Here is a 21,558-nt window from a genome sequence, read left to right on the forward strand (position 1 = left end):
CAAGCGTCCGGCCGAAACGGACCAGGAAAACCCCTGAGGCCCGTCGCGCCGAGATCGTGGCCGCATCCGCTGCGGTCGCCCTCGATGAGGGACTGGAATGCATCACGGTCCGTCGTATCGCCGACGAACTCGGCGTCCGACCCGGCCTGATCAGCCACTACTTCCCGGTGGCGGAGGATCTGGTCGCGGAGGCGTTCGGGGTCGCGGCGAGTGCCGAGCTCGACGACCTGATCCCGGCCGACCCGGCCGGTGACCAGGCGTTGGCGCTGCTGGACCGGTTCCTCTCGCTCACCGCGGGGGACCGGTACGACGGGATGAGCCGCCTCTGGCTCAACGCCCGCCACCTGAGCCGGTACCGCCCCACCCTGCGGGACCGGGTCGTGCACCAGATGGCGCAGTGGCGGGACCGGCTGACCCGGCTGATCGAGGCCGGGGTGTCGGTCGGGGCCTTTCGGGCCGCCAGTCCGGGAGTCGCCGCGATGCAGATCCTGGTCGTCATGGACGGCCTGGGCTCGGACGTCAACACCGACCGCGGCCCGGTGCCGCCCGAGATCAGCGCGATGCCCGCGCTGACCGCGGAGCGGGTGCTGGAGCTGCCGGCCGGGACTCTCGCCGCCGGTCGATCCGACGCGGGGGCCACGGCTGCCGGGACGACCGACTGAACCAACCCCCACCGCGCATCACCGCAGCACCGAAGGAGCCGCCCGTGTCCACCGATCTCGTCCTGTTCAACGCCCGGTTGCTGGACCCGGGCACGGGAACGCTCCTCCCACACACCGCCCTCGCCGCCGGGGCCGGACTCATCACGGCGCTCGGCGACGACCGCGAGGTCCGCGCCCTGGCGGGTCGCGCCACCACGGTGATCGACCTCAAGGGCGCGGTGGTCACCGTCGGCTTCACCGACGGGCACCTGCACCCGGTCTCCGGGGCCGAGCGGACCATGGGCGTCGACCTGTCGGGCTGCCGCGACCTCGACGCCGTCCGCGCGGCGGTGGCCGGGGCGGCACGGGAGCTCAAGCCGGGTGCCTGGCTGCGCGGTTGGGGACTGGACCCGAACACCTTCGGCGACCGGCCCGTCGGTGCGGCTGCGCTGACCCCGGTGCTCGACGGCATCCCGGCGCTGCTGGACCTCTTCGACGGCCACTCGCTGCTGGCCAGCTTCCGGGCGCTGGAGCTGGCGGGCGTCGAGGGTCCGCGCGAGTTCGAGCAGGCCTCCGAGATCGTCTGCGACGCCGACGGCCGTCCGACCGGACTGCTGCTGGAGGACGCCGCCTGCGCCGTGGTCGAGGGCGTCGCGCCCAAGCCCACCGAGGCCCAGGTCCGCGCCCGCACGGCCGAGCTGCTGCGCGCCATGGCCGAGACCGGCCTGACCGGCGGCCACGCCATGGACGCGGGCGGCGATTCCCTGGCGATCCTCACGAAGTTGGACGGCGGGGACGGCGGGGACGCGCTGTCGCTGCGCCTGCGGGTCGCGCCGTGGTGCCAGCCGGGTGCGGACGGCGCGGCGGTCGCCGAGCTGGTCCGGCTCCAGGGCCGGAGCGGGCGGCTGTGGCAGGTCGCGGGCGTGAAGATGTTCATGGACGGGACCGTCGACAACGGCACCGCCTGGCTGGAACGGCCGGACTGCCACGGTGAGTCCACCCACGCGTTCTGGCCCGACCCGGAGCAGTACAGCTGGGTGGTCGGTGAGCTGCACCGGGCCGGGGTGCCGACCGCCACCCACGCGATCGGCGACGCGGCCGTTCGCCACGCACTCGACTCGATCGAGAAGGCGCAGACCGACAGCGTGCTCGCGCCCGGCGGCAGGGGAGCGGCGAGCCCGGTCCGGCACCGGATCGAGCACATCGAGACCGTTCCCGACGACACCGTGGCCCGGTTCGCCCGACTCGGCGTCACCGCCTCGATGCAGCCCACCCACTGCTGCGAGTACACCCGCGCCGACCACACCGACAACTGGTCCCGCCGCCTCGGCGAGGAGCGCGCGGGACGTGCGTTCCGCTGCCGTGACCTGTGGGACGCGGGCGTGCGGGTCGTGCTCGGCTCGGACTGGCCGATCGCGCCCTACCCGCCGCTCAGCGTGATGGCCGGGGCCCGGCACCGTCGCCCGGCCGACCTCTCGCTGCCCCCGCACGGCCCCGAACAGGCACTCACCCCGCTCCAGGCGCTCCAGGGCATGACGGTCAACCCGGCCTGGGCCGCGGGCGAGGAGTACGTGGGCGGTCGGCTGGCTGTCGGGTACCGGGCCGACCTGACGGTCCTCGCCGACAGCCCGCTCACCGTCCCGGACGCCCAACTGGCCGCACTGCCGGTGCTGTTGACGGTCGTCGCCGGGCACCCGACGCACCGCGTGCCGGAGTTCTGACGCTCCGACACGCGGTGGCCCGTCAGGTCAGGGCTTGATCGCGAGCCCGAAGACGTGGATCGCGGGCTCCTGGGGCAGCGTCACCGAGCGGACGGTCTTCCCCGGCGTCAGCGGCACGGTGTTGGTGAAGACGCCGTAGCTGGTGCCGTAGTTGGCCGGTCCGCTCGGGGTGTTGCGGTGGTCCGTGGTGAAGGCGGTCAGCGCGCCGTACGCATTGGTCGGCGCGCAGCACCAGTTGGGGAAGCCGAGCTGGCCGGTGCTGGTGGTCCCGTCGGTGTAGGTGACGGTGACCGGGCCGGAGACGAACCCGGCCTCCGCGCCCAGGAAGCCGAGCGCCGAGCCCTGCCCGGTCAGCGTGACCTCCTGGCCGTCGGCCGAGACGTTGTCCGGCGTGCCGGGAGCGGCGGTCGGCCAGGTGAAGGTCAGGCCGTTGGCGTTGACCGTCGCGCCGGGTGTGGCTCCGGCCTTGGCCAGTGCGTCCGAGGAGTAACTGTCGCCGCTGCCGTCGAAGTTGCCCGGAGTGGTGTTGCTCTCCGAGGTGGCCCCGACGTTGTCGAAGGCGGCGGCGAGAGTCGGGTAGGGGACGACCTGGACCACGGTCTCCTGGCCGCTGACCGAGCCGTCGGTCGAGCCGCCGCGGTAGGTCGCGGTGGCGGCGACCGGCGTGATCGTCGTGCCGGGCACGGGGGCCGGCCCGCTCAGCCGGACCGTGGCGGAGGCGGTCCCGCCCGCCGGAACGCGCGGCAGGGAAACGGCACTCGGACTGACCGTCCAGCCCTTGGGCGCGGTGACCGAGAGCCGGACGCCGGTCAGCGGCTTCGAGCCGTGGTCGGCCAGCGTGACCCGGTAAGTGCCAGGCTGCGCAGCTGAACTGACGTCACGCCAGGTGATCGCCGTGGCGGGTGCGAGGCCGGCCCCGGCGCCTGCCGAGACCCGGTAGAGCACGGTGGCGTGCGGCGGCACGTCGGCGGAGATGGTGCCGGTGGTCTCCGTGACCTGCTTGCTGACCAGGTTCTCCAGCCGGTAGGCCTTGGCGCTGGAAAGGCCCGCCGTCCGCGCGGCGACCGAGATCGTCTGCGCCGCGTCCGAGGAGTTGAACAGCGCGACGGCGCGGTCGCCGTTGGCCAGCGGCTTGGCCAGCACGTCGTAGCCGGTGCCGTGGGCGACGATCCGGCCCTGGACGCCGAGGCGGTCCTGGTCGACCGCGATGACGTCCTTGTTGCCCAGCACTTCGAGCGCGGCGGGCGAGAGGTGGGTCAGGTCGGTGCTGGAGATCAGCGGGGCGGCCATCATCGACCAGAGCGAGACCTGGCTCTGGATCTCGTCCTGGGTCAACCCCGAGTCGCCCGCGAGCAGGAAGTCCGGGTCGTTCCAACGGCCGGGGTGCTGGAGGTCGGCAAGGCCCACGTTGTAGCTGTAGTTGTAGTCGATCGAGGCCCACTTGTCGGGGCCGGTGTCCTGGCCCAGCGCGATGTCCGCGCCCTCACGCCAGAGGTTGCCCAACTGGGCGGACCAGCCGATCACCTGGTTCCAGTTCGACTCGCCCTGGAAGTAGGCGGGCGCGGAGATGGAGAAGACGATCGGCCGGTGGGTGTTGACGAGCGCCTGGCTCATCGCGGCGTAGGTGGCGTGGTACGCCTGTTCGTCGGTCTGGCCGGTGGGCGTCGGCACGTTGCAGCCGTCGAGCTTGACGTAGTCGACGCCCCAGGAGGCGAAGAGGTCCGCGTCCTGCTGCCAGTGGCCCATCGAGCCGGGGAAGCCGCCGCAGGTCTGCGTCCCGGCGTCCTCGTAGATGCCGAACTTCAGGCCCAGCTTGTGGAGTTGCTGTCCGATGTAGGCCATGCCGTGTGGGAACTCGGTCGGGTTGGCGACCAGGTTGCCCTTGGCGTCCCGGTTCGGGGCCATCCAACAGTCGTCGATGGTGACGGTGTTGAAGCCCTTCTTGGCCAGGCCGGTGGTGACCAGGGCGTGGGCGTTGTCGAGGATCGTCTTCTCGTTGATGCCGCACTGGTAGTAGGACCAGTCGTTCCAGCCCATGGGCGGGGTCGGCGCGTAGTCGGGGTACTGCGCGGTGCCAGCGGCGTTGCCTGTGGCGTTGACCGCGGCGGCAGTTGGGGCGGTGGCGGCGACGGCGGGTGTGCCGAGCAGCAGGCCGGACGAGGCGGCGGCCAGCGCCGAGACGCAGGCGAGCGCGGCACGGAGCCGCCGTGACGGGGGAGTTGGCACACGAGTTGGCACACTAGCTGGCGCGGGAGTGAGCACGGGAGCGACCTCACGGATTCTCGGGTACGGGCACTCCGTTGTAGGGGAAACTGAGCAGATTTGACAAGAACCTTGTAGAAATAAGCATCACTGATCGGCCATCAGCGCATATGCTCAGCCGCGCCGCGCCAGCAGTGCGGCACCCAGGCAACCGGCCTGGCCGTGCAGCGTGGTGGGCACCAGGGCCGGCGGGGCCTGTACGGTGAGCCGCTCGGCGAGCGCAGCGGACAGGTCCGCGCAGACCTGCGGCAGCAGGTCCGCGACCCGGAGCGTCTCGGCGAAATGCCCGCCCAGTACGACGCGTTTGGGATCCAGCACCACCACCGCCGCGCACAGGGCGTCGGCCAGCGCCGCGACCGCCTGGCGCCAGACGGCGACAGCGGCCGGTTCGCCGTCGTGCGCGCGCCGGACCACCTCCGCCGCGTCGACGGCCGCATCGCCTGTCCCGCCGCCTGCCGCGCCGCCTGTTGTGCCGTCGGCTGCCCCGCGTGCCTCGCGGTAGCGGGCGAGCAGCGCGGTGGTCGAGGCCAGGCTCTCCACGCAGCCGCGTCCGCCGCACGGACATGATGGACCGTCAGGCTGCACCACCAGATGGCCGAGTTCACCTGCCCGTCCCTGGCCGCCGACGAGGATCCGCCCGTCCAGCACCGCCGCCGAGGCGACGCCCGCGCCGAGGGAGAGCAGGAGCAGTGAACGCGAGCCCTGCCCCGCGCCGAACTGGGCCTCCGCCAACGCGGCTGCGCGGACGTCGTGCCCGAACGCGACGGGGATGCCGAGCTCGTCCGCCAGCCAGCGCGGCAACGGCAGGTCGCGCCAGCGCAGATGGGCGGAGAAGACGGCCAGGCCGGTGCGCTCGTCGACGATCCCCGGCACCGCGACACCCGCCGCGACCGGGGTGTATCGCCGCGACAGCTCCGTCGCGCAGTCGACCAGCGCGTCGATGACGGCGTCCGAGCCCAGCGCGCTGTCGCTGGGACGGCTCTCCCGGTGCCGCCAGGCGCCGTCCGCGCCGAGCACGCCCGCCTCGATCCGGTCCCCGGCGATCTCCAGGGCCAGCACGTCGCCGTGGTCGCAGGTCGGTCCGGGCAGTCGGGGTAGTCCGGGCAGTCGGGTCACCCGGCGGAACGTAATCAGCGGGCGTCCCCACCGTCAAGCGAGTCGAGCACCGTCAAGCAGGCCAAGCACTGTCAAGCAGGTCAACCGCCGTCCGGCGCGGTCGGGCACCGTTTAGGATCAGCCTCGGTCGGCGACACAGCAGGAGGAAGCGTGCCACGGGAGAGCGGTGACGCGAGTTTCCTGCGCCGGTTGAACCAGGTCGCCATCCTGCGCGGCCTACACGGGACGGAGAGCGCCACGCTGGCCGAGCTGGCCAGGGCGGCGCGGGTCTCCCGGGCCACCACCGAGGCGATCATGGAGACACTGCTCCGGGAGGGCCAGGCCGAGGAGTACGCGGAGGGCGCGGCCGAGGGGCTGCGCGGCCGACCGGCCCGGCGCTTCGCCTTCCGCGCGGCCGTGGGCCATGTCGCGGGCGTCGGGATCGGCGCCGCACACCTCACCGCGATGGTCGCCGATCTGCGCGGCCGGATCGTCGCCCGCAGTACCGTCGGCGTGCCGCGCGACCTGCCGGCGGCGGAGCGGCTCGACGCGGTCGCGCGCCTGGTCGGTGATGTGTGCGCGCAGGCCGGACTGACCGTCGGCGACCTCACCGCCGCCGGTGTCGGCACCACGGGCGTGATCGACGCCGACGGCCGGGTGGTCAAGAGCGTGGTGCTCGCCGACTGGACGGGGGTGGCGCTCCAGGCGGAGCTGGCCCGGCGGTTGGCGGTGCCGGTGCTGGTCGAGAACGACATGCGGCTGGCGGTGCTGGCCGAGCACTGGCTCGGCGCCGCACGCGGCCGGGCGGACGTGCTCTACCTGCACAGCGGCAGCCGGATCGGCCTGGGGATGCTGCTCGGCGGCGTCCCGTACCGGGGCTCGCACGCGGCGGCCGGGGAGCTGGGCGGCCACCCCAACAGCAGGTGGCGCGCGTTCCGGCACGTCATGGACTACGCGCTGGCCGTCGACCCGGGGGAGCTGCGGGCCCCCTCCCAGGCGGCGCTCTTCGCCCTGACCCGCGCCCAGGGGGGCGACGCGGAGGCGGCGACAGTCGTCGAGTCCTTCGCGACCGGCCTGGCCGAGGCGCTGGTGACCCTGGTGACGCCGCTCGACCCCGAGCTGGTGGTGATCGGCGGTGCCCTGGCCCAGGCGGGGGAGTGGATCACCGCACCGATCCGCGACTACCTGGGTGCGGTCTGCCTCTACCCCCCGGAGGTCGCGGTCTCGGAGCTCGGCGCGGACGCGGTCTGCCTGGGCGCGGTCCGGTACGGCCTCAACGAGGCCGAGCGGCGGCTCTTCGCCTCCTGAGGCGCGCTCCGACGCAGGCCCTGACACCGGTCCCCGCGCGGGCCCTGACACCGGTCCCTGCGCGGGCCCTGACACCGGTCCCTGCGCGGGCCCTGATGAGGTTCCGACGCGTGTTCCGACGCATGTCCCGAGCGGCGGATTTACCTCAACAACTCGCGCAATGACCCCTGAGTAGGGTCACGAGAACGTCTCGCTCCGGTTTCGGCTGCGCACTCTTGCTCGATTAACGCTAGTTCTTCGCATAAATGCTCGGCTACTGTCCCGTCACCACCCCTCAGTGCCGCTCACCCCGGTACCACCCCCACGCCACACCGACCGATGGGACCGAACCATGGGATCGAAGATCGCCGGAAAGGCCTCCGCGCTGGTCTGCGCCGCCGCGCTCGTGACCTGCGTCTCCGCCTGCTCGAGCGGAGCCTCCGGCTCCGGCGGCAACAGCTCCGGCCCGGTCACCCTCACCTACGGCATCTGGGATGCCAACCAGAAGCCCGCGATGCAGCAGATCGCCACCGCCTTCGAGAAGCTCCACCCGAACATCACCGTCGACATCGAACTGACCCCCGTTGCCGACTACTGGACCAAGCTGCAGACCGAGGCCGCCTCGGGCACCGCCCCGGACGTCTTCTGGATGAGCACCACCCAGATCGGCCTCTACGGCGGCCAGGGCCAACTGATGCCGCTCTCGGACCAGTCGGGCTTCGACAACAAGCCGTTCCCGGCCTCGCTGAACTCCATCTACACCATCAACGGCAAGCAGTACGGGATGCCGAAGGACTTCGACACGATCGGCCTCTGGTACAACAAGAAGCTCTTCGACGCCGCCGGGGTGAAGTACCCCACCGCCAACTGGACCTGGCAGGACGTCATCGACGCGTCGAAGAAGCTGACGAACTCCGCCAAGGGCGTCTGGGGCATCGCCTCGCCGGACTGGACGCAGGAGAACCTCTACAACGACATCTACCAGGCCGGTGGCAGCGTCGTCTCCGCCGACAAGAAGTCCTCCGAGCTGGACGGGCCCAAGGCCCTCGCCGGACTGCAGTACGCGCTGGACTTCATCACCAAGTACCACACCTCGCCCACCGCGCAGCAGATGGCGGACACCGACCCGTCCCAGCTGTTCGCCTCCGGCAAGGTGGCGATGTTCACCGACGGCGACTGGGACATGCCGACCTACAAGAACGCCCCGGGCCTCGACGCCGACGTCGCGCCGCTGCCCGCCGGGCCGAACGGCAACGCCACCGTCATCAACGGCCTGGCCAACGTCATCTACGCCAAGACCCCGCATGCTGCGGCTGCCTGGCAGTTCGTCAAGTTCCTCGGCGGCGAGCAGGCCAACCAGATCCAGGCGGCCAGCGGCGCGGTCATCCCCGCGTACCAGGGCCTCGCCGGAGACTGGGTGAAGTCGACGCCGCAGTACCACCTGCAGACCTTCATCGACGAGCTGAAGTACGCGGTGCCGTACCCGGTCTCCTCCGACAGCATGCCGTGGATCACCGACACCCAGAGCATCCTGGACCAGATCTGGGCCGGCAAGACCGGTCTGAACGCCGGGGCCCGGCAGTTGACGTCCACCATGAACGCCGACCTGGCGAAGGGGTGACCGTGGCCCTCGCCAAAGCACCCGGCCTCCGGATCAGCCGCCGGACCGGCCGCCGGACCTGCCGCCGGACCGGACTGCGCATCGGTGAGCAGCACGGGCATCCGCGCGAGTGGATCTGGGGCTACCTGATGGTCCTGCCGCTGGTCGCCGGGATCGGTGTCTTCTACCTGTGGCCGATCGTCCAGTCCTGCTACTACAGCTTCACCAGCTGGGGCGTCTTCGGCGGGCAGCAGTGGGTCGGGTTCGCCAACTACCGTGCGTTCCTGAGCGATCCGCAGCTGCCCAAGGCGGCCTGGAACACCGTGCTGTACTCGCTGCTGATGCTGCTGTCGATCCCGTTCTCGATCGTCTGCGCCGCGCTGCTCAACCAGGTGCGCGGACGCAGCGTCGCGCTCTACCGGACGCTGTTCTTTCTGCCGGTGGTCAGCATGCCCGCCGCGGTGGCGATGGTGTGGCGCTGGCTCTACAACGGCGACTACGGCCTGATCAACTACCTGCTGTCGCTGGTCGGCATCCACGGCCCGCACTGGGTCTCCGACCCCAGGTTCACCGTCTACGCGATGGCCGTGGTCGGGATCTGGGCCAGCCTCGGCTACAACATGATCATTTTCGCGGCCGGCCTCAAGGGCATTCCGCGTCACTACTACGAGGCGGCCGAGCTCGACGGCGCGGGCCGGATCCGGCAGTTCTTCTCGATCACGCTGCCGCTGCTCAGCCCGAGCATCTTCTTCGTCTCGGTACTGACGGTCATCGGCGGCCTGCAGATGTTCGACACCGTCCTGATGATGCTCGGCAAGGCCAACCCGGCCCTGGCCGACAGCAAGACCATCGCCTACCTCTTCTACGAGGACGTCTTCCTCGACAACCAGCAGGGGATGGGCTGCGCGATCGCGGTCGTGCTGATGGCGGTCCTGCTGGTGCTGACCGCCGTCCAGTTCCGGCTGCAGAAGAAGTGGGTGCACTATGAATAAGCAGCGGTTGTGGCCGGTTCATGTCGTGCTGGCGATCGGCGCGGCGGCGATGGTCGCCCCGTTCTTCTGGCAGTTGCTGACCTCCCTGCAGACGCTGGGTCAGGCGACCAGCGTGCCACCGGACTTCGTGCCCGGCTGGCGCTGGTCCAACTACTCGGAGGTGTTCACGAGCATGCCGTTCCTGCGGCAGTTCCTGAACACCGTGCTGATCACCGTGGTCCGGGTCGCGGCGCAGCTGCTGTTCTGCTCGATGGCCGCCTACGCCTTCGCCCGGCTGCGCTTTCCGGGACGAAACGCGTTGTTCCTGCTGCTGCTCGCGGTGCTGATGGTGCCCAGCCAGGTCTACCTGCTGCCGCAGTACCAGATCCTCATGCACCTGGGCCTGCTCAACACCCTGACCGGCATCGTGCTGCCGGGCCTGTTCAGCGCCTTCGGCACCTTCATGCTGCGGCAGTTCTTCCTCTCGCTTCCGCTGGACGTCGAGGAGGCCGCCCGGCTCGACGGCGCGGGACCGCTGCGGATCTTCTGGTCGGTGATGCTGCCGCTGGCCAAGCCCGGTCTGATCTCGCTCGGCGTGCTGACCGTGCTCTGGTCCTGGAACGACCTACTGTGGCCGCTGGTGGTCGCCAACGACGCCAACCAGATGCCGCTCTCGGTCGGTCTGGCCACGCTTCAGGGCGAGCACAGCACCGACTACCCGGTGCTGATGGCGGGTTCGCTGCTGGCCAGCCTGCCGATGATCGTCATGTTCGTCCTGGCGCAGCGCCGGATCACCGAAGGCATCGCCTTCACCGGCTCCAAGTGACACCACTCAGGGAAGGGAACTCTGTGACCGTGGAAGACGTGCGCCTCGGCGTCATCGGTCTGGGCCTGCGCATCTCGCTGGCCGTCGCCGCCCACCGGCCCGGGCGCGGTACCGTCGTCGCCGCCGTCTGCGACAGCGACCCCGCAGCGCTGCGGCGCGGCCTGGAACGGCTCGACGGCGTCGAGCCCGGCTCGGTCAAGTCCGAGGACGCGGTGACCGACTACCGGGAGCTGTTGGCCCGCGACGACCTCGACGCGGTGTTGGTGGTGACCCCGGACGACACCCACGAGCAGATCGCCGTCGACTGCCTGCGTGCGGGCAAGCCGGTCTACCTGGAGAAGCCGATGGCGATCACCGTCGACGGCTGCGACGCGATCCTGCGCGCCGCGTACGAGACCGGCACCCGCCTCTACGTCGGTCACAACATGCGGCACATGGGCGTGGTCCGGCGGATGCGGGAGGTCATCACGCGCGGCGACATCGGCGAGCCGAAGACCGTCTGGGTGCGCCACTTCGTCTCCTACGGCGGCGACTTCTACTTCAAGGACTGGCACGCCGACCGCCGCCGCACCACCGGACTGCTGCTGCAGAAGGCCGCCCACGACATCGACGTGGTGCACTGGTTGGCGGGCGGCTACACCGAACGCGTCAACGCGTTCGGCTCGTTGATGCTCCACGGCGACCTGCCGCGCCGGGCCCCGGGCATGCCGCGTCCGGAGAACTGGCTCAAGGAGTACGAGTGGCCGCCGACCACGCGGGCCGACCTGCACCACCGCATCGACGTCGAGGACGTCTCGGTGATGAACATGCAGCTGGACAACGGCGTGATCGCCGCGTACCAGCAGTGCCACTTCAGCCCTGACTACTTCCGCAACTACACGGTGATCGGGACCGAGGGGCGGCTGGAGAACTTCGGCGACGAGGCCGGAGCGGAGGTCCGGGTGTGGAACACCGGGCCCTCCCGCTACCGCGCGGACTGCGACATCTCCTACCGCGTGCCGGACTCGTCGGGCACGCACGGCGGCAGCGACGTCGCCATCATGCAGGAGTTCGCGCGGTTCGTCCGTGAGGGCGGCCCGACGGACACCTCACCGCTGGCGGCGCGGATGAGCGTGGCCGCCGGATACATGGCGACGATGTCGCTGCGCGACGGCGGCCGTCCCTACGACATCCCGCCGCTGGACCGGGAGTTGGCCGCCTACTTCGACAACGCGCAGCAGTCGGTGCCGGGTGGTTTCGGCGGGTCCGCCGGGTCCGGAGATTCCGGCGCTTCGGGCGTCTCTGGAGCGGGGCGGCTCACGGCCGACTGACGGGCGTGGTGTCGACGTCCGCGCCGGCCAGGAGGTGCCTGGGGCCTGTTGTGCGCGACGGTATTGTGCACGGCGGTATTGCGCACCAGGGTATTACGTGCACGAATGGTTGCCCCGGCATACGCTTGCAAGCGGCAGGAGATGTCGAAAGGAGTGGATTGGGGAGTGGATATGGGCCCGTCGTCGTCCGCGCCGAGTGCCGAACTCCACCGGGCCCGTGAGCTGCGGCTCGCCGCCACGGCGGAGGAGGGCCCGACCCGGCTCGCCCACATCTGCCTCGACGCCTGGCATGGCGGTGACGTGGTCGCCGCCGGGATGACCCTCGCGTCCCTGCTCCGCGCGCTGCCCGGGGTGGGCCCGGTCACCGCGCACGACATCCTGATCGGCGCCCGTGCGACCGAGGCCACCTTGTTGGGCGCGCTCGACCACGACCAGCGCGCGGCCCTCGCGTCCAGCCTCGCCCGGATCCCGACGGCCGGCGGTTCGGCGTGACGGCGTAGGGCGTGGGGCATGACGGCGTAGGGCGGGGCGGGGAAGGGCGGGCGAGGACTTTACAGCGCCTTCACACGTGCCCCTGCGATACTCCGAACGATGGACGGATGGGGACTGAGGCTCCTGCGCGCGGTGGTGTTCGCCGCGCTCTCCGTCATGCTCCCGGTCGGGGCGCGCCTGGCGGTGACCGGTCAGCCGGTCCCCGTGGACGTCGCGCTCCTCGCGCTCGGCGGCAGTCTGGTCGTCGCCCTGCTGCTCTTCGCGGGCGAACGCGGCTACCGGAGCATCGTCGCCGTCCTTGTCCCGCTCCAGGTCGGGATGAACGTCCTCTTCAACACCGGTCAGCAGAGCTGTCCGCCCGGTCCGGTCGCCGCGCATGCGGGCCTGCCGGGGTGGGGCATGCTCGCGTGCGGCGGCGGGACCATCCGTCCCGGCCTGCTGGGACTGACCGAGCAGACGCACGCCGCGCTGGTCGCCCTGACGGGTGGTCAGGCGATGCTGCTGTTGGTGGTCCACCTGGTGCTGGCGCTGGCCGCCGCGTGGTGGCTGCGCCGCGGTGAGGCGGCCCTCTTCGCGCTGGTCCGGGTGGCGGTGCTCGCCGGGTGGCACGGCGTCCGCGCCCTGCTCGTCCGGCTCTCGGCGCCTGTCGCGCTGCCCGAGCCGAGCGGCCCCCGGCCGCCGCTTCCCGCACCCCGTTCCAAGGCGCGCGGTCCACAGGACGTGCTGCCGCGCACCGCGCCGCGTCGCGGCCCGCCGATGCTCGCTCAGGCCTGCTGAGCGGCGTCGCTTCGCGTTCTCTCTTTTCTTTTCTTTCTTCTTTTGCGCTGCGCTGCCTGAACAGGCCTGTCCCTCACCCTTTCCTGCACTTCTTCACCTGTGAGGACAGCCATGAGCAAGACCAAGAACCGCAACAACCCCGGCAACCACAACAACCCCAGCAACCCCAGCAACCCCAACTCCAACAAGCCGGGAAACGCCCGCGAGCGGCTGCAGTACGAGCGCGAGGCGCAGGCCCGCAAGCAGGTCCGGATGCGCCGGATCGGCATCGGCTCGACCGTCGTCGCGGTCGTCGCCGTCGGCGCGGTGGTGGCCGTCGCCCTCGCCGGCAACAGCGGGGGCAGCGCCGGGGCCGGCCAGCCGTTGGTGATCCCGGCCCACGCCAGCGGCCCGGACGGCACGGTGATCGTCTACGGCAACCCGAACGCCAAGCACACGCTGGACGTGTGGGAGGACTTCCGCTGCCCCATCTGCGACAAGCTGGAGAAGGCCGACGGCCCGACCATCAAGCAGCTCGCGGACAACGGCACGTACAAGATCCAATACCACATGGCCACGTTCCTGGACAACAACCTCGGCGGCACCGGCTCGATGGACGCCCTGGAGGTCGCGGGAGCCGCACTCAACGAGGGCGGCCCGACGGCGTTCAAGGAGTTCCACGACGTCCTCTACGCCAACCAGCCCTCCGAGGAGACGGACGGCTTCGGCAACCTCAACACCCTGCTGGACCTGGCGAAGAAGGTGCCGGGCCTGGTGACGCCGCAGTTCACCAAGGACGTCGAGAACCGCGTCTTCGCCCCCTGGGCGGCCAAGGTCTCGGACGCGTTCAACAGCAGCGGCATCCAGGGCACGCCCACGCTCAAGCTCGACGGTCAGGTGCTCAACGTCTTCGACAACAGCAGCAACCCGGTGACCCCGGCCCAGTACACGGGCCTGGTCCAGCAGGCCGTCGGCACGAACAAGTAGCGGACCGGAGCCGACGAGGATGAACCCCGAACTGGCTGATGAGGCGGATATGTTGGACACCGTCGAACCGAACGCCGTAGAGCCCGGCGGCAGTTGGATCACTGACCGGGTCGCCGCCACGCGCGGCTACGCCTGGTTGCTGCTGATCGCCGGCGCCCTGGGTCTGGCCGCCGCGATCACGCTGACGCTGGAGAAGATCCGGCTGCTGGAAAACCCGCATTACATCCCGAGCTGCAACATCAGCCCGATCATCAGTTGCGGTTCGGTGATGCGCACCGCGCAGGCCTCCGTCTTCGGCTTCCCCAACTCGCTGATCGGCGTGGGGGCCTTCGCGGCGGTCGTCACCATCGGCGTCGTCGCCCTGACCGGCGTCCGGCTGCCCCGCTGGTTCTGGCTCGGCCTCCAGGCCGGGACGCTGTTCGGGATCGGCTTCGTGTGCTGGCTGATCGACCAGACGCTGTACTCGATCGGTGCGGTCTGCCCGTACTGCATGGTCGTCTGGACGGCCACGATCCCGCTGCTCTGGTACACCACCGTCCACAACCTGCGCACGGGCACCCTCCCGCTGCCGAGCGGTGCACGGGCGTGGTTCCAGCGGACCGGCGTGCACTGGGCGTGGGTCGTGCCGGCTGCGGGGTACCTGGTGATCGTGCTGCTGGTGCTGAACCGGTTCTGGTATTACTGGTCGACACATATCTGACGACACATCATATGTGTGTAAGTGGTTCGACGGCGGGCAGAAGGGTTGCATGCAGATCTAATCCGCGCGCTGTGCGGTGCCCAGGATGTGGGTTCCGGCGGGGGAGGGGATCCGGGTGTCCGGGAAGGTGAAGGTGCGGACGTCGGTGAGGCGGAAGCCGGCCGCGTCGATCGCGGAGCGGGTGTCGCGGCCGGTGTGGCAGCCGCCGCAGAGCAGTGGCCAGAAGGTCGCGTCCACGGCCCGCTGGACCTGGCGCATCGCCGGGGAGTCGGCGCGTACGTGCTCGAAGAAGCGCAGCTGCCCGCCGGGCTTGAGCACCCGGCGGGCCTCGGCCAGTGCTGCGGCCTGGTCGGGGACCGAGCAGAGCACCAGGCAGACCACGACCGCGTCGAAGGACGCGTCGTCCGCCGGGATCGCGTCCGCGGTGCCCGCCGCCACCTCGACCGGCACTGGCGCGGTGCGCGCGGCCTCGGTCGCCAGCGCGCGCAACTGCTCCTCCGGTTCCACAGCCAGGACGCGGGTGACGGTGGAGGGGTAGTGCGGGAAGTTCAGGCCGTTCCCGGGGCCGATCTCCACGACCTCACCGGAGAGCCCGGCGAGCAGGCGGGCACGATGCTCGCCGATCCCGGCCCGGTCCAGCGCCGGACCGGCGACGCGGGACCAGAGCCGGGCGAAGAGCGGACGGCGGACGCTGCCGGAGGGGCTACCGGCGGGCATGTGCGGTCACCATCACTTCCACGGGCCGACGGCGGGTCTGCCTCTCACGATAGGTCCGCCGCACCGTCGACGCGGCGGATGAGCTCCTTGAGGTGGGAGATCTCGGCAAGGAACGCCGCTCGCCCCGGCTTGGTGATCCGGACCCAGGTGCGGGCGCGACGGCCCTCGTAACCCTTGTCCACCGCGACCAGTCCGGCCTCCTCCAGCACCTGGAGGTGACGGGAGAGGTTGCCCGCGGTGAGGTCGAGTGCCTCGCGGAGGAAGGTGAACTCGACCCTGGCCGACTCGTGCAGCACCGCCAGGATGCCGAGGCGGGCGCGTTGGTGGACGGTGTCGTCCAGGCCCTGGGTGGGATGGGCCTGCTGGGCGGGTTCGTCGCTCACGTCGCCTGCCCCTGCGGCAGGATCTGAACGCGGGCGCGGTCACGGTCGCGCAGCAGCTTGGCGAGCCGGAAGCCCAGACCACCGAGCAGCAGCGTGAATCCGGCGAGCCAGAGGTTCGGGACGTACTGCCATGCCGCGGATGGGGTCCAGCCGATCAGCGGGGTCTGGTTCTCGACGTCGTAGAGGTTGGAGATCAGGGTCACGACGAGGAAGAGTACGGCGAATCCCGCCATCGGAACGCTGCGTTCGAGCCGGGCCAGGACGAACAGGCCGAGCGCCAGCGCCAGCAGCGGTGTCATGCCGCGGATCGCCAGGTCTCCAGGGACGGAGAGCAGTTCCCGATGCATCAGTCGGTCGCTCACCTCGGGCGTGGCGAGCACGGTGATCGCGAGCAGCGCGAGCCCCGTCACCAGGTAGGGCCAGATCCGACCGGCGACGCCGACGCGTCGGGCGCGGGACCAGTAGTAGCCGAGCGTTGCGGCGTAGCCGACGGCGACCGCGATCAGCCAGTAGAGCGACATGGCCAGCGAGCCCCCGGGAATGCCGTCACCGCCGTTGATCACGCAGCTCATCTCGCCGTGCGGGCACGAGGGCACGTTGACCAGGTACAACGGTGCGGCGCCGATCACCAGCAGTCCGAACAGCACCAGCGGGAACCAGAACCCGTGGCGCGCCGCCCGGGTCAGCCTGCCTGCGGTGGTTGCGGCGGCCAGGAGTTGTGCGGGCGAATCGTCGGACGGGTCTGTGGGCGGATTGCTCACCATGGTTGTGCCTCCCCGAATTTGTTGTGCCATCAGGTTTGCACTGCAAACCATTCTGCGCAAGACTCTGCCATCAAGGGGGAGTTGGGGGGACGGTCCGGGATCCGCCCTCGGGGGGGGTAGGGCGGATCCCGGACCGCATGACGACGTCCGCCCTGCGCGGCGTCTGCTGCGCAGGGCGGGCATGGGGACATCAGCGTGGGGACATCGCGGGGGCGTCCAGAAGGCCAGGGCGTCAGGGCGTCAGGACGTCAGGACGTCAGGACTTGCGGATGGCGGAGATCTCGAACTCCAGCACCACCTTGTCGCCGACCAGGACACCGCCGCCCTCCAGGGCCGCGTTCCAGGTCAGGCCGAACTCCTTGCGGTTGATGGTCACCGAACCCTCAAGGCCCACACGGAAGTTGTTCATCGGGTCCATGGCGCTGCCCTGGAACTCGAAGGGGATGGTCAGCGACTTGGACACACCCTTGATGGTGAGATCGCCGGTGACGTCGTAGCGATCGTTGTCGGCCTCGCGCACGGACGTCGAGACGAAGGTGATCTCGGGGTGGTTCGGCGCGTCGAGGAAGTCGTTGGTGCGCAGGTGGCCGTCGCGCTGCTCGTTGCGGGTGTCGATGCTGTCGGCCTGAATGCTCACCCGCACCGTCGAGTTGGCCGGGTTCTCGCCGTCGAGGTGGGCGGTGCCCTCGAACTTCTTGAACCCGCCGCGCACCTTGGTCACCATGGCGTGCCGTGCCACGAAGCCGATCTGGGTGTGCGCGGGGTCGAGGACGTAGTCGCCGGTCAGTTCACTGCGGGGGACGGTGGTCATGAGTCTGCTCCACGGACATCGGGGCCGCGCGGGCGCGGCGAGGCCGAGTCGCCTCAGGCGTCACCCTAGGCGCACGTACGGTCACCTGCCTCTCGAGGCGCGGTGCGGCGTACGGGAAACACCGTATGGCGTGGGTCCGGTTGGGCTGGTCGGGTGGAACCGTCAGCAGGGCTGAACGGAGGAGGTGGACGGCCATGTCCGGAACCATGGATGCGGTCGACGAGGACCGGATGATGGACTTTCTGATGCGCGTGATCACCGACGCGGGCGCGGCGGCGTCGGGACTGTGCACTTCGCTGGGAGATCGACTCGGGCTCTACTCGGCCATGGCCGAGGCCGGGGGCACCATGAGCGCCGCTGAACTCGCCGAGCGGACGGGGATGGTCGAGCGCTACGTCGCCGAGTGGCTCGCCGTCCAGGTCGCGGGGGAGTACGTGAGTTACGACCCCGAGTCCGACCGCTACACCCTGCCGCCCGAGCACGCCGCCGTGCTGGCGGACCCGACCGCGCCCACCTACGCGGCGGGGTTCTTCACCATGCTGCAGGCGATGTTCGGTACCGAGGACACGCTGATGGAGGCGTTCCGCACCGGCGAGGGCGTCGGGTGGGAGCAGCACAGCTCCGCCCTTTTCTCGGGGGCGGCCAAGTTCTTCCGGCCCGGTTACACGGCCTCGCTGGTCGCGGAGTGGCTGCCGGCCATGAACGGCACCGAGCAGAGACTCCAGAGCGGCGCCGAGGTCGCCGACGTGGGCTGCGGCTACGGCTACTCGACCATGCTGATGGCCAAGGCGTACCCCAACTCGCACTTCCACGGCTTCGACTTCCACGGCCCCTCGATCGAGGCGGCCCGCCGGATCGCGGACGAGCAGGGGCTCGGCGACCGGGTCAGCTTCGACGTGGCCTCCGCTCAGGACTTCCCCGGGGACACCTACGACCTGGTGACCTTCTTCGACTGCCTGCACGACATGGGCGACCCGCAGGCGGCCCTGCACCACGCGGCGGAGAGCCTGGCCGAGGGCGGCGCCTGCATGATCGTCGAGCCGAACGCGTCCGAGGACGTCCGCGCCAACGCCAACCCGGTGGGCCGGGCGATCACCGCGGCGTCGGTCGCCGTCTGTCTGCCGTCGGCGCTGGCCCAGCACGGACCACAGGCGCTCGGCAACCACGCCGGGGAGCGGACGATGCGGACGATCGCCGACCACGCGGGGCTGCACCACTGGCGGCTCGCGGCCGAGACGCCGGTGAACCGGGTCTACGCCGCCAGTCGGTGAGGCGGTCCTGTCGCTGAGGGGTTCCAGTCGGTGAGGCGGTCCAGGCGGTGAGGCGCCCGCTCGGGGGCAGTCGGCGTGGGTTGACCGCCCGCGCGAGGCGGCGCAGCCTGGAGGTGTGACCGCGTCGGCCGGGGAGGTCGGTTTGCGACGCATCCTCGCGGTCGTCGACCTGCTGATCCAGGCCGTCGACGAGGACGCGCTCCTCTCGGTGCTGCTTCCGGAACTGCTCGGGGCGATCCCCGCGGAGAACATCATCTGGACCACCCGCCCGGTGCCGCCACTCCCGGTGACGCATCCGGCCGGGCTGCTGACGCCGGAGGACTACGCGCTGATCGACCACTACCGGACGTCAGACCCGCTGATCCGGCTGACCACCGGCGGTCCCGGCGTGCCGCTGCGCCGTTCGGACCTCCAGTCGCGGACGGACTGGCTCGCTCAGCCGGTCTACGCGGATGTGGCCCGCCGGATCGGTGGTGAGTACCAGCTGGCCTTGGAGGTCCCCGTCGGCGGAGACCCCGGTGGAGTCCCTGGCCGAGTCCCGGGCGGGCGGAGCGTGTGCGTCGCGCTGAACCGGACGGGCCTGGACTTCTCCGACGACGACGTGGCCGCCGCGGCCCTGCTGCAGGACCGGATCCGGGCCGCGCTGGTCCGGCTGGGCCGGAGCGCCGCGCCGCATCCGTGCAACCTGGGGCCGGCGCCGACCCCGCGCGAGGCGACGGTGTTGGACCTGCTCGCCCTCGGCCTGTCCGACCAGCAGATCAGCCGCCGACTCGGCATCAGCCCGCGCACCGTCGACAAGCATCTGGAGCACGTCTACGCCAAGCTCGCCGTCCACGGCCGGGTGGACGCCGCGAACGTCTGGCGCGAGCACCGGCCCGAGCACGGGCCCGACGAACGCCGAGGGGCCGACACGCAGCGCGCGTCGGCCCCTCGGGCGTGGTCCCTGCTCCGGGCTCAGCCCCGCGGAGCCGGGAAGGTCGGGTACTCCACGCCGGAGACGTACTGGACGACCCGGACGACCTGGCACGAGTAGCCGAACTCGTTGTCGTACCACAGGTAGAGGATCGCGTTGTCGCCCTCGACCTTGGTCGCGCCGGCGTCGACGATGGACGCGTGGCGCGAGCCGATGAAGTCGTTGGAGACCGCGTCCGGCGCCGTGGTGAAGTCGATCTGACGACGCATCGGCGAGGTCAGCGACACCTCACGCAGGTGCTCGAGGACCTCCTCGCGGGTGGTCTCGCGCGCCAGCTGCAGGTTGAGGATGGCGATCGAGACGTCCGGCACCGGCACGCGGATCGAGCTGCCGGTGATCTTCGCCTTGAGGTCCGGCAGCGCCTTGGCCACGGCCGAGGCGGCACCGGTCTCGGTGATCACCATGTTCAGCGGGGCGGAACGGCCACGGCGGTCGGCCTTGTGGAAGTTGTCCAGCAGGTTCTGGTCGTTGGTGAACGAGTGGACCGTCTCCACGTGGCCGCGGAGCACGCCGTACTCGTCCGCCATCGCCTTGAGCGGCGGGACGATCGCGTTGGTGGTGCAGGACGCGCAGGAGAGGATCTGCTCGTCCGGCTTGATCGTGTCGTGGTTGACACCGTGCACGATGTTGGGGACGTCACCCTTGCCGGGCGCGGTCAGCACGACCTTGGCGATGCCGGGCTGGAGGTGCTTCGACAGACCCTCGCGGTCGCGCCAGCGGCCGGTGTTGTCGATCAGCACCGCGTCGTTGATCCCGTAGGCCGTGTAGTCCACGGTCGTCGGGTCGTCGGAGTAGATGACCTGGATCTCGTTGCCGTTGGCGACGATCTTGCTGTTGGCCTCGTCGACCGTGATCGTGCCCTGGAACTGGCCGTGGATCGAGTCGCGGCGCAGCAGCGAGGCGCGCTTCACGATGTCCATGTCGCCGCTGCGACGGACGACGATGGCCCGCAGGCGCAGGCCGTTGCCGGAGCCGGACTTCTCGATCAGCAGGCGGGCGACCAGGCGGCCGATGCGGCCGAAGCCGTAGAGGACGACGTCGCGCGACTTGGAGCGCTCGATCTTGTTCTCGCCCGTGGCGCCGGCGACGGCCTCGGCCGTGAAGGCCTCGACACTCAGGCCGCGGTCGTCGGCCTTGTAGGAGGTGGCCAGCAGGCCCAGGTCGATCTGGGCCGGGCCCAGGTCGAGCGTGGTGAGCGCCTGCAGGAACGGCATGGTCTCGGTGACCGAGAGCTCCTCGCCGTCGATCTGGCGGGCGAAGCGGTGGGTCTTCAGGATGCTGACCACCGACTTGTTCACCAGGGAGCGGCTGTGCAGCAGGACGGTGACGTCCTGCTCACGGTGCAGCTTCCCGATGATCGGGATCATCGCCTCCGCGATCTCCTCGCGGATCTTCCAGTCGGTGAACGAGTCGTCGTTGACAGTCACAGGCTTTTATCTTCCAGCTAGGCAGCGGCCTCCATGTTAGCCTCGCAAAACTTTGATCATGTAATCGGCTCTCCTGTTGGACGCACCTGTACGCGAACCTCCCGCCTGCGGGTTGGGCGCCGGGTCACGCGGGCGGTTCGATCGAGAGCGCGTGGCGGAAGACGTTGCGCGGATCCCAGCGCGCCTTCACTCGCTGGAGCCGGGGGTAGTTCTCGCCGTAGTAGAGCGGGGACCACGGCATGCCCGAGGTGTTGAACGCCGGGTCGGCGAGGTCCACGTCGGGATGGTTGATCCACGTCTCGTGCGTGTACACGTCACCCAGCCGACGGGCGGAGGACGTAGGAAGGGTGCGACGCCGTGGCAGGCGGGCTTCCGGGCGTCCCGGGGCGGGGCTGGGGCGGGGAGGAGCTGGTCGCTCGTGAGCATGGCGTGAAGCCCGTGTCGGGCACGGTGGGGATGTCGCTACGATGCGCACGGGCGTGCGAAGAATGAGCGTCGCTACCGGGGGATAGCGCACGCCTGACGGTCTGTCCTGTCTGTCCTGTGATGTCTCCCGGGCGAGTC

20 protein-coding genes and 1 pseudogene are annotated in these 21,558 nt (G+C 70.5%); 13 read left to right on the forward strand and 8 right to left on the reverse strand.

Features of this window, described 5'->3' with window-relative positions; genetic code table 11:
• Positions 1-56: 56 nt before the first annotated feature.
• Both ABH928_RS29155 and ABH928_RS29160 read left to right on the forward strand, forming a co-directional pair.
• On the forward strand, positions 57-662 hold the full coding sequence (locus tag ABH928_RS29155; protein WP_370071619.1) for a TetR/AcrR family transcriptional regulator: 606 nt from the start codon (positions 57-59) through the stop codon (positions 660-662).
• A 44-nt stretch (positions 663-706) separates the two neighbouring features.
• Positions 707-2,362 carry an amidohydrolase gene (locus tag ABH928_RS29160; protein WP_370071620.1) on the forward strand — a complete coding sequence of 552 codons (1,656 nt, stop codon included), beginning with the start codon at positions 707-709 and terminating at the stop codon, positions 2,360-2,362.
• Positions 2,363-2,389: 27 nt separating this feature from the next.
• On the opposite strand, the gene ABH928_RS29165 is transcribed toward ABH928_RS29160, so the two are convergent.
• Both ABH928_RS29165 and ABH928_RS29170 read right to left on the reverse strand, forming a co-directional pair.
• Positions 2,390-4,588, reverse strand: coding sequence for an NEW3 domain-containing protein (locus tag ABH928_RS29165; protein ID WP_370071621.1), 2,199 nt, complete (start codon positions 4,586-4,588; stop codon positions 2,390-2,392).
• 150 nt (positions 4,589-4,738) lie between these two features.
• Positions 4,739-5,740, reverse strand: a complete 1,002-nt coding sequence (locus ABH928_RS29170; protein WP_370071622.1) for an ROK family protein — start codon at positions 5,738-5,740, stop codon at positions 4,739-4,741.
• Between the two features lie 150 nt (positions 5,741-5,890).
• On the opposite strand from ABH928_RS29170, the gene ABH928_RS29175 reads away from it, so the two are divergent.
• From ABH928_RS29175 to ABH928_RS29215, 9 genes are all read left to right on the forward strand, one after another.
• Positions 5,891-7,027 carry an ROK family protein gene (locus ABH928_RS29175; RefSeq protein ID WP_370071623.1) on the forward strand — a complete coding sequence of 379 codons (1,137 nt, stop codon included), beginning with the start codon at positions 5,891-5,893 and terminating at the stop codon, positions 7,025-7,027.
• Between the two features lie 331 nt (positions 7,028-7,358).
• Positions 7,359-8,627, forward strand: coding sequence for a sugar ABC transporter substrate-binding protein (locus ABH928_RS29180; protein WP_370071624.1), 1,269 nt, complete (start codon positions 7,359-7,361; stop codon positions 8,625-8,627).
• A 2-nt stretch (positions 8,628-8,629) separates the two neighbouring features.
• Positions 8,630-9,598, forward strand: a complete 969-nt coding sequence (locus ABH928_RS29185) for a carbohydrate ABC transporter permease (protein ID WP_370071625.1) — start codon at positions 8,630-8,632, stop codon at positions 9,596-9,598.
• Positions 9,591-10,403, forward strand: coding sequence for a carbohydrate ABC transporter permease (locus ABH928_RS29190; protein ID WP_370071626.1), 813 nt, complete (start codon positions 9,591-9,593; stop codon positions 10,401-10,403). Before ABH928_RS29185 ends, ABH928_RS29190 begins: the two co-directional genes overlap by 8 nt.
• A 29-nt stretch (positions 10,404-10,432) precedes the next feature.
• Entirely contained in the window at positions 10,433-11,713 is a 1,281-nt protein-coding gene (locus ABH928_RS29195) for a Gfo/Idh/MocA family protein (RefSeq protein WP_370071627.1), read from the forward strand.
• Between the two features lie 165 nt (positions 11,714-11,878).
• Positions 11,879-12,205 carry a hypothetical protein gene (locus ABH928_RS29200; RefSeq protein ID WP_370071628.1) on the forward strand — a complete coding sequence of 109 codons (327 nt, stop codon included), beginning with the start codon at positions 11,879-11,881 and terminating at the stop codon, positions 12,203-12,205.
• Between the two features lie 99 nt (positions 12,206-12,304).
• Positions 12,305-12,982, forward strand: a complete 678-nt coding sequence (locus tag ABH928_RS29205; RefSeq protein ID WP_370071629.1) for a hypothetical protein — start codon at positions 12,305-12,307, stop codon at positions 12,980-12,982.
• A gap of 111 nt (positions 12,983-13,093) precedes the next feature.
• On the forward strand, positions 13,094-13,948 hold the full coding sequence (locus ABH928_RS29210) for a thioredoxin domain-containing protein (RefSeq protein WP_370071630.1): 855 nt from the start codon (positions 13,094-13,096) through the stop codon (positions 13,946-13,948).
• Positions 13,949-13,997: 49 nt separating this feature from the next.
• Positions 13,998-14,648, forward strand: coding sequence for a vitamin K epoxide reductase family protein (locus ABH928_RS29215; protein ID WP_370071631.1), 651 nt, complete (start codon positions 13,998-14,000; stop codon positions 14,646-14,648).
• 57 nt (positions 14,649-14,705) lie between these two features.
• Here ABH928_RS29215 and ABH928_RS29220 read toward each other — a convergent pair whose 3' ends face one another.
• The 4 genes from ABH928_RS29220 to ABH928_RS29235 all read right to left on the reverse strand — a co-directional run bounded on the left by ABH928_RS29220 (position 14,706) and on the right by ABH928_RS29235 (position 17,323).
• Entirely contained in the window at positions 14,706-15,365 is a 660-nt protein-coding gene (locus ABH928_RS29220; protein WP_370071632.1) for a class I SAM-dependent methyltransferase, read from the reverse strand.
• A 44-nt stretch (positions 15,366-15,409) separates the two neighbouring features.
• A complete protein-coding gene (locus ABH928_RS29225) occupies positions 15,410-15,748 on the reverse strand; it encodes a winged helix-turn-helix domain-containing protein (RefSeq protein WP_370071633.1) in 339 nt (112 codons plus the stop codon).
• Positions 15,745-16,512, reverse strand: a complete 768-nt coding sequence (locus ABH928_RS29230; RefSeq protein WP_370071634.1) for a hypothetical protein — start codon at positions 16,510-16,512, stop codon at positions 15,745-15,747. Before ABH928_RS29230 ends, ABH928_RS29225 begins: the two co-directional genes overlap by 4 nt.
• Before the next feature lie 256 nt (positions 16,513-16,768).
• Positions 16,769-17,323, reverse strand: coding sequence for a YceI family protein (locus ABH928_RS29235; RefSeq protein WP_370071635.1), 555 nt, complete (start codon positions 17,321-17,323; stop codon positions 16,769-16,771).
• A 194-nt stretch (positions 17,324-17,517) separates the two neighbouring features.
• On the opposite strand from ABH928_RS29235, the gene ABH928_RS29240 reads away from it, so the two are divergent.
• Positions 17,518-18,594, forward strand: a complete 1,077-nt coding sequence (locus tag ABH928_RS29240; RefSeq protein WP_370071636.1) for a class I SAM-dependent methyltransferase — start codon at positions 17,518-17,520, stop codon at positions 18,592-18,594.
• Between the two features lie 142 nt (positions 18,595-18,736).
• A complete protein-coding gene (locus ABH928_RS29245; protein ID WP_370071637.1) occupies positions 18,737-19,627 on the forward strand; it encodes a response regulator transcription factor in 891 nt (296 codons plus the stop codon).
• Here the strand turns inward: ABH928_RS29245 and ABH928_RS29250 are convergent.
• Positions 19,549-20,994 carry a glyceraldehyde-3-phosphate dehydrogenase gene (locus tag ABH928_RS29250; protein ID WP_370071638.1) on the reverse strand — a complete coding sequence of 482 codons (1,446 nt, stop codon included), beginning with the start codon at positions 20,992-20,994 and terminating at the stop codon, positions 19,549-19,551. The genes ABH928_RS29245 and ABH928_RS29250 overlap by 79 nt on opposite strands.
• Positions 20,995-21,118: 124 nt before the next feature.
• Positions 21,119-21,289: pseudogene (locus ABH928_RS29255) on the reverse strand (BBE domain-containing protein); the annotation flags it as partial.
• Positions 21,290-21,558: the final 269 nt, after the last annotated feature.

Origin of the sequence: Streptacidiphilus sp. MAP5-3 (assembly GCF_041262505.1) — a bacterium.
In the GTDB taxonomy this organism is placed as follows: domain Bacteria; phylum Actinomycetota; class Actinomycetes; order Streptomycetales; family Streptomycetaceae; genus Streptacidiphilus.